Below are 21,749 nucleotides of genomic sequence, written 5' to 3'. Positions count from 1 at the left end.
ATAAGGTAAATGCTAGTAGATAATCATAATAGGACCATTAATTACTTACGATTGGCCGTTACGGACCGATGTAATTTGCGGTGCAATTATTGTATGCCAGAGGAAGGAATCAATTTTGCCAAAAACGACAAATTGTTCACAATAGATGAATTGGTTCGTTTGAGTTCCCTTATGGTTTCACAAGGTATAGATAAGATCCGTATTACCGGGGGAGAGCCTTTTGTACGAAAGGATTTAATGGTTTTGTTACGCAATCTGGCATCCCTTACAGGTTTAAAAGATATTTCAGTGACCACCAATGCTACCTTAATCGGTCCGTATATAGATGAATTGAAAGAATTGGGCATTAAGAATATAAATGTCAGTATGGATGCCATCAATCGCGAAACTTTTGAACGTATTACGCGTCGCAACCATTATGATGTAGTGTATAATAATATGATACGGCTAATTACCGAAGGGTTCAATGTCCGGATAAATTTTATCGCATTGGATGGTCAGAATATAGAGGATATTATTCCTATGTTAGAACTTACCAAACATTATAACGTGTCGGTTCGTTTTTTAGAGGAAATGCCGTTCAATGGTGGTTCCAAGGAATTTCAGTCCATAAAATGGGATTTTAGGGCAATTCTTGCGCATATTAAAGAGGCGCATCCTGGCTATTATAAATTGCAATCCCCTAAAACTTCTACCTCCATTAACTATAAAATTCCCGGTTTTAAGGGAACTTTTGGCGTCATTCCTTCGTTCAGTAGAACGTTCTGTGGCAGTTGCAACAGGTTACGGATTTCCGCTACGGGTGACGTAATCACCTGTCTATATGCAAAAGCAAGTGCCAATTTAAGGGATATCATGCGGGCGGATGATGTTGAAGCGAACATAAAATCCGCAATTTTACAAGCGGTAGGAAGCAGGGCCAAAACAGGTTTTGAGGCTCAAGAAAAGTATAAGGATGTATTCAGTAATTCAATGACTTCTATAGGAGGATGATGGAAAAAAAGTTATCACACATAGACGAATCTGGTAATGCTACCATGGTAGATGTTTCGCTAAAAGATGCATCTGTAAGGCAAGCTATAGCCTCCGGTACGGTCACATTTCCCCATACAGTGTTCAAATCCTTGACAGACCAGGATTTTGTAGGTAAAAAAGGGAGTATTGTACAAACGGCGGTAATTGCAGGAATTCAAGGGGTAAAAAAAACAGCAGAACTAATTCCGCTATGCCATCAAATAAACCTTTCTAAAATAAATGTGGAAATAGTTCCGGGTGAGCACCAATTTAAAATAACGTGTACCGTAAAATGTAATGAGAAGACCGGTGTGGAAATGGAAGCGTTGACAGGAGTATCCATTGCCGCACTTACCATTTATGATATGTGCAAAGCATTATCACAGGATATCGTCATCGGTACAATTCAACTGGAACAAAAAACTGGAGGTAAGCATGATTTCCAACGTTAAGCTATACGGATTAGTACTTTCTGGGGGTAAAAGTACAAGAATGGGTAATGATAAGGGGTTGATTACATACCACCAGCTCCCACAACGGGAACATTTATATCAATTGTTGAGTAAAGTTTGTGAACGTACCTTTTTAAGTATACGTAGTGATCAGGAAGAAGAAATTTCCCAGGATTTTGAAACGATCATAGATCAAGATGAATATAGGGGGCCTTATAACGGTTTACTATCTGCACACGCGGCCTATCCTGAGGTGGCTTGGCTTGTTTTGGCATGTGATCTTCCGTTAATTGATATTAAGGCTCTACAAGAATTGGTTGCAGGTCGCAATACCCAAAAAATAGCAAGTGCTTTTGCCAATGTGGATGACCCTTTACCGGAACCATTGTGTGCTATTTGGGAACCGGAGTCCTTAGAGCAATCCATTGCCTATCTAAATAATGGAAATGGGTCGTGTCCACGTAAATTTTTAATTAATACAGATATTCATTTAGTGTTCCCAAGAAATAAGGAAGTGTTGTTAAATGCAAATTCCAAGGAAGATTATTCCCAGGCATTGCAAAAATTGGGATTATGAACGATAATAGATACCTACGACAGACAACTTTAAAAAGTTTTGGTAATGAAGGCCAGCAAAAACTAAGGTCGGCAAAGGTCTTGGTTGTAGGTGCTGGGGGGTTGGGGGTTCCTGTCCTTACCTATTTAAATGCAATGGGCGTTGGTACCTTAGGTATTGTTGATAACGATGTGGTTTCCTTATCAAATTTACACCGTCAAGTCCTATATACGGAAAAAATGGTGGGGCAACCAAAGGTGTTGGCCGCCAAAAACCAATTGCTTGCGCAAAACTCCGATACTGAAATCATTGTGCATCAAACTTTTTTAACTGTTTTGAACGCTTTACAAATCATTGGTGATTATGATGTGGTCATTGATGCCACGGATAACTTTCCTACAAGGTACTTAATCAATGATGCATGTGTTATTTTAAACAAACCTTTTGTTTACGGTGCATTACATGGTTTTGAAGGACAGGTAAGTGTATTTAACTATGGGGATGGGCCAACATATCGTTGTTTGTTTCCGGAAATGCCAGGGGCAGATGCCGTACCCAACTGCAATGATCATGGCGTTCTGGGGATAGTACCAGGAATAATTGGTAATCTACAGGCCTTGGAAACCGTTAAGATAATTACTGGAATAGGGGAGGTGCTATCTGGAGTACTATTATTGTTTGACGGATTGTCCCAACGTTTCCAACGTATGAATTTGAGTTTAAACCCCAAGAACAAAAGCATAATACAGTTGGAAAAAAGTTATGAATTTGAGTGTGAAATTCCTATTGCATCCATAGAGGCCAAGAATTTTCAACAAATATATACGCCTGGCGGTACAGAGTTGGTAGATGTAAGAACTATTAAGGAGTTTTCAAGACAACATATAGCAGGGGCAAAACATATTCCTTTGAGCGAGCTTAAGGAAAGGGCAAATGAAATTGATTTGAGAGCACCTGTATATATAATATGCCAGTCTGGAGTACGTAGTAAAAAAGCGATCGCTCTACTTCGTGAACTTTTTCCATCCAATGAATTTGTCAATGTTTTGGGTGGAATGAACCATATAGATGTATATGCTCTTACCCATTGATGAATTAGCACTTTTGTGTATCGGGTTTTTTATGATTGCCACATTGTATTCCTCCGTAGGTTTTGGTGGGGGCTCAAGTTATCTAGCATTATTGACCCTTTTCTTATCCAGTTTTTTTGCAATTAGGTCAATAGCCTTGGTGTGTAATTTGGTAGTAGTATCTGGAAGTACCTATTTATATTTTAAAAATGGCCACGCCAAATTAAAGGATTTTCTACCTTTTGTAGTCGCAAGTATACCCTTGGCGTTTTTAGGTGCGTCGTTTCGGTTAAAAGAACATATATTTTTTATCATTTTAGGAAGTGCGCTAATTCTGTCGGCAATTTCTTTGGCGTTACAGACATTTAATTTGAACAATACCGCTGAGACCAAGGCATATCCTAATTATCTAAGCTACATACTTGGATCGGGTATTGGTTTCCTGTCTGGGTTGGTAGGCATTGGTGGGGGTATTTTTCTGGCCCCGGTACTAAATCATATAAAATGGGACAAAGCCATTAAAATTGCGGCATTGGCGAGTTTTTTCATTCTGGTAAATTCAATTTCCGGTTTGTTTGGGTTAGTGACAAGCAATGCATTATCATTACCTTGGCGCGAGACCATTTGCTTTTTAATAGCTGTTCTTTTAGGGGGGCAGTTGGGTATTCGCATCAGTTTAAAAAAATTATCTGCCAAAGGCATAAAAAGGGTTACGTCATTACTGGTTTTGTTGGTTGGTATTCGTGTGCTATTGGTAAATGGTCTAGGTGTTTTTTAATTTCTTACCTTTTCCTAAGGTAATTTTTATCTTTATGATATGATTTCATTTGATCAGGCCTATACTCATGTATTGGAACATACTTTGGAATTGGGTGTTGAAGTGGTTCCACTTATGCAAAGCCTGCAGAGGGTTTTAGCAGAGGATATTTGTGCGGATAGGGATTTTCCACCTTTTGACCGTGCTACAAAGGACGGGATTGCTATTAATTATTCTGACCACATTAATACGGACCATATCTTTCAAATTGAAGGAGTAGCTGCAGCTGGTGCACCACAGCAGGAGTTACGTACTGTGGGTAATTGCGTAGAAGTTATGACCGGAGCGGTGGTGCCCAAGAATACCGATACGGTGATTATGTACGAACACATATCCATAACCGATAACGTAGCGGTAATCAATGAAAAGGTTACCAAAGGGCAAAACATACATTACAAAGGAAGCGATGAAAAAGCTGGGGCTGTTCTATTGACAAAAGGTATTAAGATTACGGCTGCGGAAATAGGGGTAATGGCAACTGTGGGCAAATCATATGTAACGGTAAAGGCAAACCCAAAAATCACCACGATAGCTACAGGTAATGAACTAGTAGAGGTTGATGCAGTACCGTTACCACATCAAATACGGAAATCCAATACCATAACCTTGGAGGCCGCTTTGCAAACAAGGGCTATACCTACTAATACCCTACATCTTATAGATAATAAGGAGGCACTGTCTAAATCACTTCAAACTGCATTGGAACAAAATGATGTGTTGCTACTGAGTGGGGGTGTTTCTAAAGGAAAATTTGATTTTATCCCTGAGGTTATGGAATCCCTGGGAGTGGAAAAGGTTTTTCATAGGGTTGCTCAAAGACCAGGAAAACCATTTTGGTTCGGTGTGCATAAAGAACTGAAAACGGTCATATTTTCTTTTCCAGGAAACCCGGTTTCCACATTTGCCAATTTTCATGTCTATTTTTTACCTTGGCTTCATAAATGTTGGAATATCCCAGTTGCCAACCAATATATTAAGCTTTCCGGGGAAATACATATTAAGCCACCTTTAACACGTTTTATTCAAGTATGTACAAAAAGAGAAAAAGGGGGTATTTATGCAGTACCAATTAGTGAAAATGGATCGGGAGATTTGTTAAGCCTATCCAAATCTAACGGATTTATTTGTTTGCAACCAAGAGAGAAAGGGTATAGGTCAGGAGAATTGGTGGCGTTTATTAGTACGAAATAATTAACCATAAATATATACATATGAATACCATCTTAAGAAATATTTTAGCGGTCGTTGCCGGACTTATAGTGGGCAGTATAGTGAATATGGGCATCGTTATGATAAGCGGTTCCGTCATTCCTCCTCCAGAAGGGGGAGATATAACAACAATGGAGGATTTAAAATCTACCATTCATTTATTTGAACCAAAGCATTTCCTGTTTCCTTTTCTGGCCCATGCGCTAGGTACATTGGTTGGTGCTTTTGTTGCGGCCAAACTGGCCGGAACCAGAAAATTGTTGATGGCCTTGATCGTAGGGTTTTGTTTTTTAATTGGAGGAACTATTAATATTTCCATGCTGGGTGGACCTTTGTGGTTTAGTGCTCTGGATTTAATAGTAGCATATATTCCCATGGCTTACCTGGGTTGGATACTCTCGGGAAAAAAATAATGCCGAAGATTTATTTGAGCAATAAAAAAGCCCACATAACATGTGGGCTTTTAATGTTTAAATACTGTCCGTTATTCAGCTTCGTATTTTTCAGAATACCGTTTCCATAGTTTAGTTTGGTGTGTTTCCAGTGAAACCGACCTGCCATCTATGAAGGCGTGGGTAAGTTGGTTACCTGCCATATCCAAGGCATCTCCTTCAGATATGAACAATGTGGCACTTTTGCCATTTTCCAAAGTACCGTAAGAATCATCAATACCTAAAATTTTTGCTGTATTGCCCGTTAATAATTGCACGGCAACTTCTTTATCAAGTCCTTGCTGCACTACCTGGCCTGCATAGAAAGGTAGATTTCTAGTCTGGAAATTTTCCGCATCCGAATTTTGTATGGCCACAAACAGACCCGCATCTACCAACAGTTTTGGAAGTTTATATGGTAGGTCATAATCATCATCCTCAAATACGGGCAGATTATGAGTGTACTGAACCATTACCGGGATATTATGACTTTTAAGAAAATCGGTAATTTTATAGGCATGGTAACCGCCCATTAATACAATCTCCTTTACTTTATTGTTCTTTAATGTATTGATCGCATCTATAATTTCTTTTTCCCCATCTGCATAGACATATAATTTTTTAGAACCATCAAACGCTCCTTTCATGGCAGCAAATGCCGGATTCATTTCCTTGGCTGTTCCATCTTCATATACAATGGCGTTTTGCATGAAGTCCGTTACTTTTTGCACTTGTTTAGCATATTCCTTGTTAGGTTGGTAACCAGGTTCTTCACCAGCCCACCAGCGTCCTTGTTTAAACGTATTGGGCCAATGCAGGTGTATACCGTCATCTACTTTAATAGCGGCATCTTCCCAATTCCAGGCATCAAATTGAACAATGGATGAGGTACCGGATATTAATCCGCCTTCAGGTGCAATCTGTGCCAAAAGTACTCCATTGGGGCGCATACTTTCTACCACTTTAGATTCGGCATTGTACGCAATTAAACTGCGTACATGTGGAATGAGTTCCCCTAACTCGTCCTTGTCATTAGTGGCCCTTACGGCATCAATTTCCACTAACCCCAAGGTTTTTCCAGGAGCAATAAAACCGGGGTAGACGTGTTTTCCGGTTGCATCTATAATTTTTCCTTTACGGGCAATCCTCATCTTGGAGTCACCTACAAAAGTAATTTTACCATCCTCAAACATGATTAAGGAACTTTCAATGACTTCTCCGTTTCCTAAATGGGCAGTAGCGCCTTCTATAGTTATGGCTTCCGTTTGCTTTGGAGCCGGTGTCTGTTGTGCCGTGGTTTGAAAGAAGATTCCCAAGGCCAGTAGAATATATATATGTTTTTTCATTTTAATGATTTTAAGTTTAGATACTGCTTACTGATGATATGGTTACAGGCTTTCACAGGTAAAATTCTTTTTTATTGATTTTTTTGGACCTTGCATTTTCTTACCGCCCGCTTTTTCCTTGAGCATCATGGTCACCAGTTCATTTCTTTCTTTTTTTATAGCATCTCGCTTTTGCTTGTCCATTTCCAAATCAAAATAAGTAACTCCTTCAATAATCGTTTTTTCTGCTTTGGAATATACGGACAAGGGATTACCGGACCATAGAACCACATCTGCATCCTTACCTTCTTTAATGCTACCTACGCGATTGTCCAAGTGTAAAAGTTTTGCAGGATTAATGGTTACCATCTTCCAAGCTTCCAATTCTATCATACCTCCATATTTGATTGTTTTGGCAGCTTCTTGGTTTAATCTTCTCATCATTTCACGATCATCACTATTAATAGCAGTAACTACACCTTGCTTTTGCATAATTGCAGCATTATAGGGAATTGCATCGTTCACCTCATATTTATAAGCCCACCAATCACTAAAGGTACCTGCGCCCACGCCATGTTCGGCCATTTTATCGGCAACTTTATAACCTTCTAGAATATGGGTGAAGGTATTGACCTTGAAACCAAAATGTTCAGCAACCTTCATCATCATATTAATTTCGCTCTGTACATAAGAGTGGCAAGAGATAAAACGTTCCCCATTGATGATTTCTGCCAAGACTTCCATTTCCTCATCATAACGATATGGTACACCGCTTTTCTTTTTTGTATCATATTCTTTAGCACGCTGAAAATAATTCATCAACATTTGTTCTACACCCATACGTGTCTGTGGAAAACGGGAATAACTTTGCCAATTGCTCTGTTTTACGTTTTCACCCAAGGCAAACTTTATAAATTTGGGTGAATTATCATAGATGAGACCGTCTGCCTCTTCACCCCATTTTAATTTTAATATGGCCGATCTGCCACCTATAGGGTTGGCGGAGCCATGAAGTAACTGTAACGAGGTTACACCACCTGCAAGTGAATGATAGATACCCATATGCTCCGGGTCTACTACATCTTCCATTTTAACTTCCGCAGAACTATTTTGACCTGCTTCATTTACTGCCAATGCCGCAATATGGCTATGTTCATCTATTATGCCCGCGGTCAAATGTTTTCCCGTAGCATCAATGACCTTTGCACCACCGGCACTTAAATCTTTCCCAATTTTAGTGATCTTACCATTTTTAATAAGTACATCTGTATTTTCTAGAATGCCTGCATCTTCACTGGTCCAAACCGTCGCGTTCTTGAACAACATTGTTTCCTGTTGAGGTTTAACGGCAAAACCATAACCTACATTGGGAAAAGTTACGGGCATAATTTTTACGGATTCTTCCGCTGGGGAATCTTTATCATTTTTTTCCTCAAAGGATTTTGTCTTGTTGGCCGTAAACTGGGTCTGTGTACCGTTTGGTAATATTAATCTGCCGGAAAGATTATCGGTCGTAGGTAGTACGGCACCGGTCATTCTAAACGTATCTTCCTCTTTGGTGGTAAAGGAAACATTTACCCAGTCATTGTCATAGGAAATTTTTGAACTTAACTTTACGGTATCCTGTTTTACTTCAACTTTTGGTTTTGACAGTTCACCCGTAACGGACATGGTATAAGTTTTGCCCTGGATCACCATATCGTAATCTCCACGAATGTCCTTAATATCCATATCATTGATTACATTTTTAGTACCCTGTACCCAATTTTCGTACAATGTGGTGGAAGATTCAAATACATCTCCGGAAGTAATTAAAAAATTGGCCAATGAACCTTTTTTCAAGGATCCTATGATGTTGGATTTCCCTAAGATTTGTGCTGGAACGGTAGTCAGGGCTTCTAATGCCTTTGTTTTTGGCAATCCATATTCAATAGCCTTTGCCAGTTTTTCCTTAAATTTCGCAGGGGACTTTAAATCATGCAATGTCAATGAAAACACAACTCCGTTTTCTGACAGAATTTTGGGGTTGGCAGGTGCTTGGTTCCAATAGCGCATATCACTTAAGGATACATAGCCTTCTGCATAAGGGTCAGAAACATCATAGGCATCAGGAAAATTTATTGGAATGATATATTTAGCATTGGTCGCCTTTATCTCCGCTATGCGTTCAAATTCGTTTCCACCACCAAGAATGGTGTATTGTATACCATTGGCATCACCAATTTTGTCTGCCCGTAAATCATTACCCTTATCCTTTGCCTCAAATATCTGTACCAGACTTTTATTGGCGTTCAATGCTTCTAATGAAAGGTCCGTAGTAGAGGCATTTCCCTTGGCATACCAATCGGCATCACTATACATTTGTCGCAATAGGGCCAAGGTTCCCATTAAGGAACCGGGATAAGATTGTCTTTTCAATATACTTTTCTTTAATGAAAAATATTGTGCGGATTCGTCCTCAAGAATTCTGTTGGCATCCGTACCTTCTGAATTAAGTGCAATTAGTACGCCGGTTCCACGTGCTATTCCATCTTGGATATGACTGTTTACCACACCAAAACCAGCTTCACGTAATTCTTTGGCTTTTTTGTCATCATAAGAAAATTTAGCAATTGCCTTATTTTCCGGCATGATATGGTCGTTCCAATAATAACCTTCCCTAGAAGGTTCATATTGGGCAGAGCGACCGCCGCCCGGTTTTCTTTTGGGTTGTTCTACACCAAATTCTGAATATACATCAATAAAAGAAGGGTAAATGGACTTACCCTTGACATCAATGACGACCGTGTTTTTTGGTAGGTTTACGGATGCTGCCGCATTTACAATTTTTCCATGTTGAATAAGTAAGGTTCCTTTTTCGATAATTTCCGTGGGAGAAACATAAATCTTCGCATTCGTAAAAGCAGTGTAATTATTGTTATTTGCTTTTACTCCTGCATTTTCCGGAAAATACTCTTGTGCAAATAAAGATGTGCTACACCATAAAAGGCATAGGGCCAACGTCAGTTTTTTCATTTTTGTTAGTTTGAATTAGTTGTTTAAAAATACTGGGATTCAATAGTATATCCCGTATTTTTCGCTTTTGTTTAACAGTTGTCCAAGCCAAAATTGGAAATCTGTATTTTAATCTTAAATTATTGAACGATGGCTTGGTTTTTATGATTGTAATTACGGATTTTACAACATGCGATCATCTATAACGGATGCTCTTTATGATACGCAATCAATAAAGCTACCACAGCATTGTAACTCTTTATGCCTTGTGACTGATTATTGGCTTTTAGAAATGTGTTGAATACAGATTTAAACATTGGCTCCAGCGGGTTTTCATAGGAGTTCCAAAAAACCGCCATCTCCTGAAAATTAGTTTTTACGCCTGGGTTTAGTCCTAACAGTAATTCATTGAACACTTCAATGTCTCCGCGCCTAACATCGTTTAAGCAATATCCTAGTGCATATGCATAAGCCGCATATTGAAAATAGGGGTCTTTATTTTTGGCCGTGACCAAGTATCCTATAAAATTGGTCTCGTTTTCAGCAGAGTATCCCAATTGATGTCCTATTTCGTGACCGGCAACAATAGGAAACCTAAAATTGGGCAGAAGGCGGTTAACTTGTGCCTCATTGGTGAAAGGGTTTAGGTATCCTGCATAGCCCATATAGGTCAGCCCGGTACTGAACAAGGATGTTTTAATGCTGGGCGTCGTATAGTTTAAGAAAGGGTGAAGGGTTGCCAAATTTTCATAACCTTCCAAGGTTTTTTCAAACATTTGCTTATGGGTATAGGGTACATTTACCGCTATTGTTGAGTCTTTGGTAATGTTGATCTGTGCTTGGTTGGTTTTTTCTATTAATTGCTGGGTAAAAGTGACCAACTGTTGGTAATCCTTGGTTTCGGTCAAATTTAAGGATGTAGACAAGGGTTCCCTGTAATAATTTAGTCCCCACATTAAATGAAAGGTAAAATACGCAATAGAAAGTACCATGGCCACATCTCTTAAAAATGCAAGTTTGTGTGTTTTGATATGGGAAAAGTATCGGATTAAATAATAGAGGGCACTAAAAATTAAGGCAAAATAAATAATGTCGCCAACGGAAAAAGGTATCCAACCAAATAGGGTCCTGAAGATTTTGGAAACAAACGGATATATACCTTTACTGTAATATATCTCTATCCATTGTGTGTGTTTCCCTAACCATTTTATTATGATTATTTGGGGGATAAGCGAAATGGCTACTGCATCTTTAAACGATATCTTCATTGATTCAAAAATAGCGAAATCCTTTTTCTATCAGTATTTTTGCCATCACTAACTATGAACAAATAATATGAATATTGATCAATTGGAACCAAAATCCGTCTGGAGAAATTTTGCAAATCTGAATGCGGTGCCCAGAGCTTCCAAAAAAGAGGAACAGGTCATTGCCTTTATGATAGATTTTGGCAAACAATTGGGGCTGGAAACCTTCTCAGATGAAATTGGTAACGTGATTATTAGAAAACCCGCTACTTTGGGATTTGAGAATAGGAAAATGGTTACCCTACAAAGCCATTTGGATATGGTGCATCAGAAAAATACCGATACCCAATTTAATTTTGAAACCCAAGGTATAGAAATGTTCATTGACCAAGAATGGGTAAAAGCCAAGGGAACCACACTAGGAGCGGATAATGGAATGGGCGTTGCCGCTATAATGGCCTTACTGGAGAGCAATACTATTGAACATCCGGCTTTGGAAGCCTTATTTACCATAGATGAGGAAACGGGAATGACCGGAGCTTTTGGATTAAAAGGTGGTGTCCTAAAAGGTGAAATTCTTTTAAACCTTGATACGGAAGAAGATGATGAGATAGATATTGGTTGTGCCGGAGGTATAGATGTTACGGCCACCAGAAACTACAATCAAAAATCTAGTGTGCACGGTGATATTGGCTATCAAATTTCTGTTAAAGGCCTTAAGGGTGGACATAGTGGAATGGATATAGTAAAGGGGTTGGGCAATGCCAATAAAATTATGAACCGCCTATTGTACGTAGGTTTACCTTATAATATGCGTATTGCATATTTAGAAGGAGGAAGTTTACGTAATGCAATACCAAGGGAAAGTACGTGTATTTTAAATATTGGTAAAAAGTCTGTTGGCGACTTTACTGCAAAATTCAATGAAATTTCAAAAGCAATCAAAAACGAGTTACTTGCCCAGGAACCTGAATTGGAAATATCCCTTGCAGAAGTTAAGCCGGCCAAAATGGTCATGGGCCTTGGTGCGCAGGGAAAATTGATAAAAGCATTATATGGAGCAACCAATGGAGTTTATGCTATGAGTGCCACAATAGAAGGATTGGTGGAAACTTCCAATAACATAGCCAAGGTAATGGTCAAGGATGGTGAAATCTTGGTGGGCTGTTTAACGCGTTCATCTGTGGATTCCGCTAAATTGGATTTGGCAAATTCCTTGCGTTCGGTTTTTGAATTGGCTGGTTTTGAAGTAGCTTACAGTGGTTCCTACCCTGGTTGGAACCCTAATCCAAATTCACGCATATTGGCTATAGCAAAAGAGACATATACCAATTTATTTCAGCATGAGCCTAGGGTGGTAGCCTGCCATGCAGGTTTGGAATGTGGTATTTTAGGACAGAATTACCCAGAGATTGATATGATTAGTTTTGGGCCTACCATTTTAGGGGCGCATTCCCCAGATGAACGTGTTCATATTGGTTCGGTTCAGAAGTTTTGGAAATTTTTACAGGAAATCTTACGGCGTACCCCATAGATCATAGATAAACCAAAAGAAAACCTTTTAAAGGGTTATTGAAACTTAGGATTTTTATTTCTTAATTCTTCACGTACTAACCGGCCACTTTGGGTAATTGCACTATCTGGCCATTGACCACTGGTACTTGCATTTGGCTGTAATGCTGCAGAATTTTCGTTTTTATCCGCTATGGACCAATTGCACCAGGAAATGGCATTGTCATCCAAAAACTTCCACCAGGTATTGGTTTCTTGTACATCAATCAATCCATCACCCGAATAATCCGTAGTGCCGAACTCCGTAACAAATAAGGCAATATCATTGTCCAGCGCGCTTTGGGCTATATCACGTAAGTCCTGTTTATGCGATGAGGCATAGTAGTGCAATGTGTAGGCTACATTATCATCTTCAATTTCATTGCCTATGACTTCATTTACCTGTTGTGACCAATTTCTGGTACCGCAGATAACAATATTATCCGGATCATATTTTCTTATTTCCGTTATGACCGCTTCATGATATGGCTTAAGAACATTAATCCAAGAAACGTCCAAGGGTTCATTGTACAGTTCATAAATTATATTTGGGCGGGCTCCATATTTTTGTGCTATTTCGGTAAAAAATAGTTTGGCCTCATCTTCATAATCCTCTGCATGATGACTATGCCAATCTACAATAACATAGATTCCATTGGCTATTGCTGCATCTATAACGGTAAAAATTTTGTCTTTTTCGGCTTGTGGATTGGTTATATAGCCTTCAGAATCTTCAATGCCCATTGCAGCCCTTACCACGGTACATTGCCAATCTTCCTTTAGCCATGAAACCGTTTCGGGAGTATAGTATTTGCCCATCCATTGACTCCAGAAAAAAGACATGCCTCTTAATTGTACGGCATTTCCATACTCATCCACTATTTTATTACCTTCTACGCGCAATTGTCCATGAAGGGATACAAAAGACTCTTTTTCGTTCACCTCATTGGTGCCGGTAGGTGTGGAGGTGGATTGTTCTTGGTTGGAATTTGGCGCGGCTCCAATTTCATTTTTAGAGGCGCATGATAAATTGATGCTTAAAAAAAGAACCAATACAATCGGTAAATGAATTGCTCTATACATATCTGTATAAAGTTACCGATTATATTGGTCTTTGTAAATTTTTATTCTACTACTCCTGTAATCTCAACATCGAACACCAAATCTGCATTTGCAGGGATGGGACCACCACCTTGAGCTCCGTAGCCCAAATGTGAAGGTATGAACAAACGTACTTTATCACCTACGTTCATGGTCAATAAACCTTCCCTAAAACCAGCAATCAAACGGGATTCCGGTGAATAATCCATAGGAATTGGCATGTAACCACCAGCTTGTTCCCTGTTCCAATCAAAGGTGCCGTATTTTTTGGCAATTTCTACATAATTACTATCAAACAAGCTACCGTCCATTAAGTAACCTGCATACATTACATTTACTTTTTGGCCAACTTTTGGTTTATCTCCAGAACCTTCGTTCAATGTCAAAACCTTTAGACCAGATGCCAATGCCGTTGCTTTTGCTTTTTGTGCTTCTATTTGAGAGGCAAATTCAGCTTTTATTTTTTGTACTTCCGCCAATTTTTCAGCTTTTTCCTTTTCTATGGCCGCTAGTCTTTCCTCTTCGTTGTCAAAATAGTTGGTCATGACCTCTACGGCATCGAATTTACGTGCTTCCTTACCATTTCTGATAATCTCTATAGTATTCATTGTTACGGGTTCTATGGGTTTGTTTCCTGCTCCTACAGGAACATTGGCAATAGAGTCAACAATGTTCAACCCTTCCACCACTTCGCCAAAAACGGAATGCTTATTGTTCAGCCAAGGCGTTGCCTTATGGGTTATAAAAAATTGACTGCCATTGGTAGAAGGGCCAGAATTGGCCATGGACAGTATTCCTTTTTTATCATGAACCAGTGAGTCATTGAACTCATCAATAAAACGGTATCCAGGATTGCCTTGCCCGTTTCCTAATGGGTCCCCTCCCTGGATCATAAAATCTTTCATTACTCTATGGAATGTTAAACTGTCATAGAATTTTTTGTTTTTGTACTGCTCGCTGACAAACGGATTTTTACCTTCTGCAAGGGAAACAAAATTGGCTACCGTTATAGGTGTTTTTTCCTGCTCTAACCTAACAATGATATCTCCTTTATTGGTTTTTATATCAGCAAAAAGACCATCGCCCAAATCTGCTCTTTTACTAGTATTGCAGCTGGCCATAACTAGCCCAACAACTGCAATAATATACATGTTCTTAATCATAATATTCATTTTAATTTTCCTGTTGTTTTTCTATTTGTAAAATTGTAATTGTAGATTTTATGGGAACATTGCTGCCAATCTTGTTTTCGTCACCATGATAACCAAATGCCAAGGATGATGGAAAAAGAAATGTGGCACGCTCATTTTCCTTTAATAGCTTGACGGCATCCCTAAGGCCTTGAAAAAGTTCCTGTTTATCTACTTTGTAGGTAACTACACCGATATCTTTTTTAGAATAAATAGTGTCATTGTCCAAGGTTAATACATCATAATTGAAGACTACGATATCATCTGTTTGTGGGGTATAGTCCGTGGTGTCGTTAACGGCCAAGTAAGTATACCAAGATCCAGATGAACTATGGGTATAATGTTTTAATGAATCCGCTTTAATAAGTTGCTGGATCTTTTTTTCTTCTTGTTCCAATAATTTTCTGCTTCTTTCTATTGAAGCCTTAAAAAAACTGCCGCTTTTTGTCTGTACAGGTTTTCTTGGCTCGGGCCCATTGCAGCTATATACAAGTATTAAAAGTAATGCTAAAAAAACTACTCTCATGACTGTAATTGATTCTGGTATTGTGGTAATAACGAAGTAAAATATTTGATAGTATCTTCAATGGAATCTTCACTCTTTCCTCCAGCGGCATTGGTATGGCCGCCGCCATTAAAGTGTTTTCTTGCAAAATCGTTCACGGAAAAATCACCTACCGACCTAAAAGATATTTTCAATATGCCTTCCTCCTTGTTTTCAATAAAAATTACGGCAAAATTAATGCCGTCCAAGGTTAACCCATAGTTTACAAAACCTTCGGTGTCTCCTTTTTGATAGTTGTACTTATCCAACTCTTCTTGGCTTAAGGTGATATAAGCGGTATGGTACTCTTCCAAAATGACCATGTTTTTTAAGGCACATCCTAGTAAATGTAATCTACTGGGTGAATTGGTGTCGTAAATACGATGGTGAATTTCTGTACCTTCTGCACCTCTGTCCATTAAATCTGCGACCACCCTATGCGTATTACTTGTAGTTGCAGCAAATTTAAACGACCCGGTATCGGTCATGATACCGGTATAGATGCAATTGGCCATTTCTTTAGTAATTTGATTTACGTCGCCCAATAGTCCTATAAGATGATATACCATTTCACAAGTGGAGCTCATGGTTACATCGGAATACATGATTTTTGCATAATCCGATGGTTCTTGATGGTGGTCAACCATTACGAATGTAGCGGATGATTCTTCCAATAGTTCGCTCATTTGCCCAACACGTCCCAAGTGGTTGAAATCCAATGTGAAGATTACGTCTGCCGCTCCAATACATGATTTGGCTTGGGTATTCTGTTTTTCAAAATTTAGGATTTTATCCGCTCCGGGCATCCATTTTAAAAATTTTGGAGCATCGTTAGGTGAAACGATACTGGCATTATGACCTTTATTAATTGCATAATGCCAGAGCGCCAAGGTTGAACCTATGGCATCACCATCCGGATTTTTATGGGGTATAATCGCAATTTTCCTTGGTGTGGAAAGTAACTGTTTAAGCGCGTTTAGGTGCTCTAAATTCATGGCGGCAAAGATACAATTTAATAATATAGGCTTTAAATGGAATCGTTTAATTTTACTTGTCCATAAATTTATGACATGAAAAAAACGCTCAGTTATTTGATAGCGGTCTTGATTCTATCTTGCTCTGCCCCTAAGCATGGGGTGGTAGACTCCGCACATGAGGTAGATTTCACTTTGGCCTTTGGTTCCTGCAATAAGACAGAACTTCCTAATTTATTATGGGACGATATAGTTGATTCTAATCCTAATGTTTGGATTTGGGGTGGAGATAATATTTATGCGGATACAGGTGATATGTCCTTATTGCGTGCAATGTATGATGCCCAACAGGCCGTACCTGGTTATAGCAAACTGGTCAATGTCACAGAGGTTTTGGGCACATGGGACGACCATGATTACGGTTTAAACGATGGGGGCGTAGAATATACCTCTAAAGATGAAAGTCAACAAGAATTTTGGAACTTTATGCGTGTTCCTATGCAAAGCCCGTTAAGAACCCAAAAAGGGGTCTACCGTACCAAGGATTTTAATATAGATCAGGGCAGCATTAAAATCATTATTTTGGATACCCGATACTTTAGAACCCCTTTGACCCCTGACCATGAAACGAAGAAACGTATTAAACCTAATGAATATGGTATTGGAACTATTTTGGGAGAAGGGCAATGGGTGTGGTTAGAAAATGAACTGATCCATTCCAAAGCCGATTTTAATATTATCGTAAGCAGTATTCAATTTCTCTCACGGGAGCATGGTTTTGAAACTTGGGGGAACTTTCCCCATGAAGTAGACCGTTTGGAGCAAACTATCGTTAAGTCCAAGGCCAAAGGGGTTGTCCTATTATCCGGTGATAGACACATATCTGAATTTTCAAGAAAAAGCCTTGACGGAATGGAGTATCCGCTTATAGATTTTACAAGTAGTGGTCTTACCCATACTTATAGAGGATTTACAGGAGAACCAAACCCTTATAGGGTAGGTAAGGTTATTTTTACGGAAAGTTTTGGTCTTTTAAATTTCAATTTTAAAGCAAAAAAGATTGATTTTCAAATTGTTGGTGACGGTGGAGTGGTGCTCGAGAAAATGGAACAAGTCTTTTGAATAGTTGTCAGTTATGGGGAAAAATGTATTTTTGCGCAAAAATTAAGATATGAGTACGAATAGAACATTTACTATGATTAAGCCAGATGCCGTTGAAAATGGACATATAGGGGCTATATTGGAAAAGATTACCGCTTCTGGATTTAAAATAGTGGCCATGAAATATACGCAACTTAGCTTAAGGGATGCGCAAGAATTTTATGGTATACATAGAGAGCGTCCTTTCTTTGGTGAATTGGTTGAATTTATGACCAGAGGACCAATTGTTGCCGCCATTTTGGAGAAAGAAAATGCAGTGGAAGATTTTAGGGCATTGATAGGTGCAACCAATCCTGCGGAGGCAGCAGAGGGTACCATTCGTAAACTGTTCGCTACGGATATTGCAGAAAATGCGGTCCATGGTTCTGATAGTGATGAAAATGCAGCAATAGAAGGTGCATTTCACTTTTCAGGAAGGGAAATTTACTAAGTACTTAAATAGGTTATAAACAAAAGAACCGGCCTATTAGGCCGGTTCTTTGTTTTAATAAGATTTGATAATGGTTTAAGGTCAAACAATCTTTTACCGTAAGATCAATTTTTTTATAAGTTCTTTTCCCAATTCCTCGTTCATCATGGTAATGATTTTGGATTTTCCCAAACTCAGTTCTTCACGCAGAACGGAAGAGGAGAGCGATATATAAAGTGTTTCGTTCCTGAGTTCAACAGCGGTAGTGTAATTATTTACCCCGTTACCCATTAACCTCACCCATGCATCCTTTGCATTCACCTTATCCATTCCTTTTTCCAATTTGTTTTTCTGGATAAAAGCGGAAAGGGCTTCTTTCATTGATAGGTTATCGTTTTGTCTTTTTGACATTATGGTGTAATGTTTATTGGTTCAAATCTTTGATAATGATAAATAATACCTTCTTCGTTCCTAACGGAAAAAAAATCTTGGCTAATTGAAAGTAAAGCTTCTCGCCAATGGGTAAGGTCATTATTGTATTCCATAAAAATGGAATCGTTCTGTATAAGGATCTTGAACGGCTCTGCATCATTGGAGGTTACAAAAGAACCATCAAATTTTGGCTGTACTTTTTTACGAAAACCGTTTAAGCTATCTAGCGTAATATAATCTACCATACTGTTAACCTTATATTCCTTTTTTGTGCCATCGGTAAAGCGTACTTCCTTAATTTCCCAATAACCATTTAAGTTTGGAAGGTCCTTGGTATCCACGGCGGTGCTGCAGGAAGTTGCTAGAAACAATGTTAGTAACGCTATATAACGCATGTTTATAATTTAAAGATTCTATAGGACTGATGAATTTTTTTTACCACGTCCTCCGTTCGATCGGCATGGGTGTCGCTTATAAAGATCTGGCCAAAATTTTCATTGTTAACCAAAGATATAATATGTGCAACACGATGCTCGTCCAATTTATCGAAAATATCATCCAAAATTAAGATCGGGGTAGTATTACTTTGCGATTTCATAAAATGAAATTGGGCAAATTTAAGGGCGATCAAATATGATTTTTGTTGTCCTTGGCTCCCAAATTTCTTAATAGGATATTCGTTGATCTCAAAGTTAAGGTCGTCCTTGTGTATACCTACGCTCGTATATTGTAGCGCTCTGTCCTTATCCAGGTTTTTTTCCAATAGATCAATTAGTCCATTATCCAAAAGCTTACTGTTATAGGTGAGCCTTACATGTTCGTTGCCACCGGTAATTGCCCTATACTGCTCCTGAAAGATGGGAATAAAAGTTTCTATAAACGCTGTTCTCTTTTCAAAGATAGCGGTACCATACGCGGCAAGTTGCTCGTTATATACTGCTAATGTGTCCTTATTGAAGGTTCTGTTGGCCGCAAAATACTTTAGGAGTGCATTGCGCTGGGACAATATCTTATTATAATTGATCAAGTGTTGAAGATATCCCTTGTCAGATTGTGATATGACCCCGTCCATAAATTTCCTGCGCGTATCACTTCCCTCAACAATGAGGTCACGGTCTGCCGGGGAAATTATGACCAAAGGCAAAAAACCAATATGGTCGGAAAAACGGTCATAGGCTTTGCCATTACGTTTAATTATTTTTTTATTGTTCTTCTTTAAGCTGCAAACGATTTTTTCTTCACGGTCGTCTTTCTCAAATAATCCGTCAATGACGAAAAAATCGGTGCCATGTTTTATATTTTGGGAGGAAACAGGGTTAAAATAACTCTTACCAAAGGATAAATGATAAATGGCATCCAGAATATTGGTTTTGCCAACCCCATTATCACCCACAAAACAATTAATCTTAGCATCGAACACTAATTCTTTTGATTCGAAATTTTTATAATTGATTAATGATAATTGTCTCAGTAACATTAAAATTCTTGAATTTGGGATTTATTAGGCGATAACTACCCTATAATATCCAAAAATAACGAATAAATACACCATTGGATTTCAATAAAAACTTTATTTTTGCGCGACCAATAAAATTAGAGATGGCTACATATAAGAAAAGAGGATACAAACCTGAAACAAAGGCTGAAAAGCAAGAATTCGATGAGCAAGAAAGTACTACCGCAGAAGTATTTAGTTCCTTGGACGAAGGGGCTTCAAGGTCAGAGGAGTGGGTTTCTAGAAACCAAAATTATATATTGGGTGCTATAGGGGTTATTGCAATTAGTGTTTTGGGATATTTGGCCTATAGTCAATTTGTGGTAAAACCAAAGGAGACCAGTGCGGCTAACGAAATGTATTATCCCCAGCAATACTTTGATCAGGCGTTGACAAGTACAACTGCCAAAGATTCATTGTTTACATTGGCTTTGGAAGGTGCAGAAGGTAAGTACGGCTTTAAGGATATTATAGAGGAATATAGTGGTACCCAAGCTGCAAACTTGGCAAACTATGGTGCCGGTATGTCCTACTTGAATATGAACAAATACCAAGAGGCAATCAATTATTTGGAAAACTTCAGTTCCGATGATGCCATATTGGGGGCACTTGCCAAAGGCGGATTGGGTGATGCCTTTATGCAATTAGATCAGCCGGAAGATGCCTTGGGATATTATGAGGCAGCAGTGGCCCACAGTACCAATGATTATACTACGCCTAAATTTCTTTACAAGGCAGGTGTTACCGCTCTTGAAATGGGTGATAAGGACAAAGCTTTGGGCTTTTTCCAAAGAATAAAGGACGAGTATCCAAAATCTGAAAATGCCGGTAGTATCGATGCATTTATAGGAATGGCTAAAAGTGGTGCATAATGGCTACGATCAATAAAAATTTATCAGTTTACGATAAAGCAACAATCCCAAACGCGAAAGGACTTCGGTTTGGGATTGTTGTTTCTGAATGGAATTCCCAAATTACGGAAGGACTTTTTTCGGGTGCCATGGAGGCATTGTTAGATTGTGGGGTAACGGAAACGGATATTTTACGGTGGAATGTTCCAGGTAGTTTTGAACTTACCTTTGGTGCAAAAAAAATGATCCAAACGCAAAAAGTAGACGCGGTTATTGCCATAGGTAGCGTAATACAGGGTGAGACCAAACATTTTGATTTCGTATGTGATGCAACCGCCCAAGGAATTAAGGACCTGAATGTTTTAATGGATGTACCCGTTATTTTCTGTGTACTTACGGATAATAACATACAACAATCCATTGATCGCAGTGGTGGAAAACATGGCAATAAAGGTACTGAGGCTGCCATAGCCGCCATTAAAATGGCTGTTCTAGGAAACTAGCGCTTTCTGTTTATTTACTTATTTGTTAACTGATTATAGATTAGTTCTACAGTCCATATAGCTGTTAACAAATTTTGGCATTCCTTTAGGGTGCTATTTTTCTATTTTAAGTAACTTTGGTATTATGGGGATGTTGAGTAAAATAACGAGGTTACGAAAAAACAGGCAGTTTGAATATAATCCTAGGTATTATGATAACAAGGATAAAGCCAACCCTTACAAAATAGAACCAAAGTTCGATCAGTTTAGAAGTACCTTACATACCTCTAGGGGACTTAAAAATAAAATCAATAGTGCTCTTGAAGATACCAAAAGAAAGGGTGATCGGAACATTAAAATAAGAATGGCCGTAATTTTGGCGGTACTCATACTTATTTTTCTCTATATTATTGATTTTGAACTCTCAATTTTCTTTTCTTAATA

Annotated in this window: 23 protein-coding genes; 13 read left to right on the top strand and 10 right to left on the bottom strand. The window is 38.7% G+C overall.

From position 1 onward, the window contains the following. The first annotated feature begins 9 nt into the window (after positions 1-9). From moaA to CHB68_RS14300, 7 genes are read left to right on the top strand one after another with little or no spacing between them, the layout of a single operon-like run. Positions 10-993, top strand: a complete 984-nt coding sequence (gene moaA, locus CHB68_RS14330) for a GTP 3',8-cyclase MoaA (protein ID WP_089261828.1) — start codon at positions 10-12, stop codon at positions 991-993. Next, positions 990-1,466: a cyclic pyranopterin monophosphate synthase MoaC gene (gene moaC / locus CHB68_RS14325; RefSeq protein ID WP_317043831.1), complete on the top strand. Its 477-nt coding sequence runs from the start codon at positions 990-992 to the stop codon at positions 1,464-1,466. Before moaA ends, moaC begins: the two co-directional genes overlap by 4 nt. Beyond that, positions 1,450-2,043 (top strand): NTP transferase domain-containing protein, encoded by a 594-nt coding sequence (locus CHB68_RS14320; RefSeq protein WP_089261826.1) that lies wholly within the window; start codon positions 1,450-1,452, stop codon positions 2,041-2,043. Before moaC ends, CHB68_RS14320 begins: the two co-directional genes overlap by 17 nt. Continuing rightward, the gene (locus tag CHB68_RS14315; protein ID WP_089261824.1) at positions 2,040-3,113 is read left to right on the top strand and encodes a HesA/MoeB/ThiF family protein; all 1,074 of its coding nucleotides are present in this window, start codon (positions 2,040-2,042) and stop codon (positions 3,111-3,113) included. The genes CHB68_RS14320 and CHB68_RS14315 overlap by 4 nt, the downstream gene beginning before the upstream one ends. Next, positions 3,097-3,870 (top strand): sulfite exporter TauE/SafE family protein, encoded by a 774-nt coding sequence (locus CHB68_RS14310; protein WP_089261925.1) that lies wholly within the window; start codon positions 3,097-3,099, stop codon positions 3,868-3,870. Before CHB68_RS14315 ends, CHB68_RS14310 begins: the two co-directional genes overlap by 17 nt. 39 nt (positions 3,871-3,909) lie before the next feature. Then, positions 3,910-5,100 carry a molybdopterin molybdotransferase MoeA gene (locus tag CHB68_RS14305; protein ID WP_089261822.1) on the top strand — a complete coding sequence of 397 codons (1,191 nt, stop codon included), beginning with the start codon at positions 3,910-3,912 and terminating at the stop codon, positions 5,098-5,100. A gap of 20 nt (positions 5,101-5,120) precedes the next feature. Next, positions 5,121-5,531 carry a hypothetical protein gene (locus tag CHB68_RS14300; RefSeq protein ID WP_089261820.1) on the top strand — a complete coding sequence of 137 codons (411 nt, stop codon included), beginning with the start codon at positions 5,121-5,123 and terminating at the stop codon, positions 5,529-5,531. A gap of 71 nt (positions 5,532-5,602) precedes the next feature. Here the strand turns inward: CHB68_RS14300 and CHB68_RS14295 are convergent, their stop codons facing one another. The 3 genes from CHB68_RS14295 to CHB68_RS14285 all read right to left on the bottom strand — a co-directional run bounded on the left by CHB68_RS14295 (position 5,603) and on the right by CHB68_RS14285 (position 11,136). After that, on the bottom strand, positions 5,603-6,895 hold the full coding sequence (locus CHB68_RS14295; protein WP_089261818.1) for an amidohydrolase family protein: 1,293 nt from the start codon (positions 6,893-6,895) through the stop codon (positions 5,603-5,605). Between the two features lie 42 nt (positions 6,896-6,937). Continuing rightward, on the bottom strand, positions 6,938-9,889 hold the full coding sequence (locus tag CHB68_RS14290) for an amidohydrolase family protein (RefSeq protein WP_089261816.1): 2,952 nt from the start codon (positions 9,887-9,889) through the stop codon (positions 6,938-6,940). 179 nt (positions 9,890-10,068) lie between these two features. Then, positions 10,069-11,136, bottom strand: coding sequence for a DUF3810 domain-containing protein (locus CHB68_RS14285; protein WP_089261814.1), 1,068 nt, complete (start codon positions 11,134-11,136; stop codon positions 10,069-10,071). Positions 11,137-11,203: 67 nt separating this feature from the next. Here CHB68_RS14285 and CHB68_RS14280 point away from each other — a divergent pair, with 67 nt between their 5' ends. After that, entirely contained in the window at positions 11,204-12,649 is a 1,446-nt protein-coding gene (locus CHB68_RS14280; protein WP_089261812.1) for an aminoacyl-histidine dipeptidase, read from the top strand. A 35-nt stretch (positions 12,650-12,684) separates the two neighbouring features. Here the strand turns inward: CHB68_RS14280 and CHB68_RS14275 are convergent, their stop codons facing one another. From CHB68_RS14275 to CHB68_RS14260, 4 genes are read right to left on the bottom strand one after another with little or no spacing between them, the layout of a single operon-like run. Then, the gene (locus CHB68_RS14275) at positions 12,685-13,749 is read right to left on the bottom strand and encodes a glycoside hydrolase family 5 protein (RefSeq protein ID WP_089261810.1); all 1,065 of its coding nucleotides are present in this window, start codon (positions 13,747-13,749) and stop codon (positions 12,685-12,687) included. 41 nt (positions 13,750-13,790) lie between these two features. Then, positions 13,791-14,930 (bottom strand): peptidylprolyl isomerase, encoded by a 1,140-nt coding sequence (locus CHB68_RS14270; protein ID WP_089261923.1) that lies wholly within the window; start codon positions 14,928-14,930, stop codon positions 13,791-13,793. Positions 14,931-14,940: 10 nt separating this feature from the next. Next, positions 14,941-15,483: a gliding motility-associated peptidyl-prolyl isomerase GldI gene (gldI, locus tag CHB68_RS14265; RefSeq protein WP_089261808.1), complete on the bottom strand. Its 543-nt coding sequence runs from the start codon at positions 15,481-15,483 to the stop codon at positions 14,941-14,943. Then, on the bottom strand, positions 15,480-16,496 hold the full coding sequence (locus CHB68_RS14260; protein ID WP_089261806.1) for a DHH family phosphoesterase: 1,017 nt from the start codon (positions 16,494-16,496) through the stop codon (positions 15,480-15,482). Before CHB68_RS14260 ends, gldI begins: the two co-directional genes overlap by 4 nt. A 75-nt stretch (positions 16,497-16,571) precedes the next feature. Here CHB68_RS14260 and CHB68_RS14255 point away from each other — a divergent pair, with 75 nt between their 5' ends. Together CHB68_RS14255 and CHB68_RS14250 are read left to right on the top strand one after the other, a co-directional pair. Continuing rightward, a complete protein-coding gene (locus tag CHB68_RS14255) occupies positions 16,572-17,597 on the top strand; it encodes an alkaline phosphatase D family protein (RefSeq protein WP_089261804.1) in 1,026 nt (341 codons plus the stop codon). Positions 17,598-17,646: 49 nt separating this feature from the next. Further along, a complete protein-coding gene (locus tag CHB68_RS14250; RefSeq protein ID WP_089261802.1) occupies positions 17,647-18,066 on the top strand; it encodes a nucleoside-diphosphate kinase in 420 nt (139 codons plus the stop codon). Between the two features lie 93 nt (positions 18,067-18,159). Here CHB68_RS14250 and CHB68_RS14245 read toward each other — a convergent pair whose 3' ends face one another. Genes CHB68_RS14245 through recF form a run of 3 tightly spaced genes read right to left on the bottom strand, consistent with a single transcriptional unit; the run spans position 18,160 to position 19,954 of the window. Continuing rightward, complete coding sequence (locus CHB68_RS14245; RefSeq protein WP_089261800.1) at positions 18,160-18,456, bottom strand: DUF721 domain-containing protein; 297 nt, start codon at positions 18,454-18,456, stop codon at positions 18,160-18,162. Next, a complete protein-coding gene (locus CHB68_RS14240) occupies positions 18,456-18,872 on the bottom strand; it encodes a hypothetical protein (protein ID WP_089261798.1) in 417 nt (138 codons plus the stop codon). The genes CHB68_RS14245 and CHB68_RS14240 overlap by 1 nt, the downstream gene beginning before the upstream one ends. A 2-nt stretch (positions 18,873-18,874) precedes the next feature. Beyond that, entirely contained in the window at positions 18,875-19,954 is a 1,080-nt protein-coding gene (recF, locus tag CHB68_RS14235) for a DNA replication/repair protein RecF (protein WP_089261796.1), read from the bottom strand. A 122-nt stretch (positions 19,955-20,076) separates the two neighbouring features. Between recF and CHB68_RS14230 the strand changes: the two genes are divergently transcribed. The 3 genes from CHB68_RS14230 (at position 20,077) to CHB68_RS14220 (ending at position 21,747) form a co-directional block, all read left to right on the top strand. Next, the gene (locus tag CHB68_RS14230; RefSeq protein WP_089261794.1) at positions 20,077-20,844 is read left to right on the top strand and encodes a tetratricopeptide repeat protein; all 768 of its coding nucleotides are present in this window, start codon (positions 20,077-20,079) and stop codon (positions 20,842-20,844) included. Next, positions 20,844-21,326 (top strand): 6,7-dimethyl-8-ribityllumazine synthase, encoded by a 483-nt coding sequence (ribH, locus tag CHB68_RS14225; protein WP_089261792.1) that lies wholly within the window; start codon positions 20,844-20,846, stop codon positions 21,324-21,326. The genes CHB68_RS14230 and ribH overlap by 1 nt, the downstream gene beginning before the upstream one ends. Before the next feature lie 124 nt (positions 21,327-21,450). Beyond that, the gene (locus CHB68_RS14220; protein WP_089261790.1) at positions 21,451-21,747 is read left to right on the top strand and encodes a riboflavin synthase subunit beta; all 297 of its coding nucleotides are present in this window, start codon (positions 21,451-21,453) and stop codon (positions 21,745-21,747) included. Positions 21,748-21,749 lie beyond the last annotated feature (2 nt).

Source organism: Maribacter sedimenticola (assembly GCF_900188415.1).
In the GTDB taxonomy this organism is placed as follows: Bacteria; Bacteroidota; Bacteroidia; order Flavobacteriales; family Flavobacteriaceae; genus Maribacter; species Maribacter sedimenticola.
The sequence above is the reverse complement of the archived record's forward strand: the minus strand, read 5'-3'. Positions and strand labels throughout refer to the sequence as shown.

Excerpts from the sequence above, each read along its gene's own strand:
- moaA (WP_089261828.1), top strand. The coding sequence starts at position 10 with ATGCTAGTAGATAATCATAATAGGACCATTAATTACTTACGATTGGCC.
- moaC (WP_317043831.1), top strand. The coding sequence starts at position 990 with ATGATGGAAAAAAAGTTATCACACATAGACGAATCTGGTAATGCTACC.
- CHB68_RS14320 (WP_089261826.1), top strand. The coding sequence starts at position 1,450 with ATGATTTCCAACGTTAAGCTATACGGATTAGTACTTTCTGGGGGTAAA.
- CHB68_RS14315 (WP_089261824.1), top strand. The coding sequence starts at position 2,040 with ATGAACGATAATAGATACCTACGACAGACAACTTTAAAAAGTTTTGGT.
- CHB68_RS14310 (WP_089261925.1), top strand. The coding sequence starts at position 3,097 with ATGCTCTTACCCATTGATGAATTAGCACTTTTGTGTATCGGGTTTTTT.
- CHB68_RS14305 (WP_089261822.1), top strand. The coding sequence starts at position 3,910 with ATGATTTCATTTGATCAGGCCTATACTCATGTATTGGAACATACTTTG.
- CHB68_RS14300 (WP_089261820.1), top strand. The coding sequence starts at position 5,121 with ATGAATACCATCTTAAGAAATATTTTAGCGGTCGTTGCCGGACTTATA.
- CHB68_RS14295 (WP_089261818.1), bottom strand. The coding sequence starts at position 6,895 with ATGAAAAAACATATATATATTCTACTGGCCTTGGGAATCTTCTTTCAA.
- CHB68_RS14290 (WP_089261816.1), bottom strand. The coding sequence starts at position 9,889 with ATGAAAAAACTGACGTTGGCCCTATGCCTTTTATGGTGTAGCACATCT.
- CHB68_RS14285 (WP_089261814.1), bottom strand. The coding sequence starts at position 11,136 with ATGAAGATATCGTTTAAAGATGCAGTAGCCATTTCGCTTATCCCCCAA.
- CHB68_RS14280 (WP_089261812.1), top strand. The coding sequence starts at position 11,204 with ATGAATATTGATCAATTGGAACCAAAATCCGTCTGGAGAAATTTTGCA.
- CHB68_RS14275 (WP_089261810.1), bottom strand. The coding sequence starts at position 13,749 with ATGTATAGAGCAATTCATTTACCGATTGTATTGGTTCTTTTTTTAAGC.
- CHB68_RS14270 (WP_089261923.1), bottom strand. The coding sequence starts at position 14,930 with ATGATTAAGAACATGTATATTATTGCAGTTGTTGGGCTAGTTATGGCC.
- gldI (WP_089261808.1), bottom strand. The coding sequence starts at position 15,483 with ATGAGAGTAGTTTTTTTAGCATTACTTTTAATACTTGTATATAGCTGC.
- CHB68_RS14260 (WP_089261806.1), bottom strand. The coding sequence starts at position 16,496 with ATGAATTTAGAGCACCTAAACGCGCTTAAACAGTTACTTTCCACACCA.
- CHB68_RS14255 (WP_089261804.1), top strand. The coding sequence starts at position 16,572 with ATGAAAAAAACGCTCAGTTATTTGATAGCGGTCTTGATTCTATCTTGC.
- CHB68_RS14250 (WP_089261802.1), top strand. The coding sequence starts at position 17,647 with ATGAGTACGAATAGAACATTTACTATGATTAAGCCAGATGCCGTTGAA.
- CHB68_RS14245 (WP_089261800.1), bottom strand. The coding sequence starts at position 18,456 with ATGTCAAAAAGACAAAACGATAACCTATCAATGAAAGAAGCCCTTTCC.
- CHB68_RS14240 (WP_089261798.1), bottom strand. The coding sequence starts at position 18,872 with ATGCGTTATATAGCGTTACTAACATTGTTTCTAGCAACTTCCTGCAGC.
- recF (WP_089261796.1), bottom strand. The coding sequence starts at position 19,954 with ATGTTACTGAGACAATTATCATTAATCAATTATAAAAATTTCGAATCA.
- CHB68_RS14230 (WP_089261794.1), top strand. The coding sequence starts at position 20,077 with ATGGCTACATATAAGAAAAGAGGATACAAACCTGAAACAAAGGCTGAA.
- ribH (WP_089261792.1), top strand. The coding sequence starts at position 20,844 with ATGGCTACGATCAATAAAAATTTATCAGTTTACGATAAAGCAACAATC.
- CHB68_RS14220 (WP_089261790.1), top strand. The coding sequence starts at position 21,451 with ATGGGGATGTTGAGTAAAATAACGAGGTTACGAAAAAACAGGCAGTTT.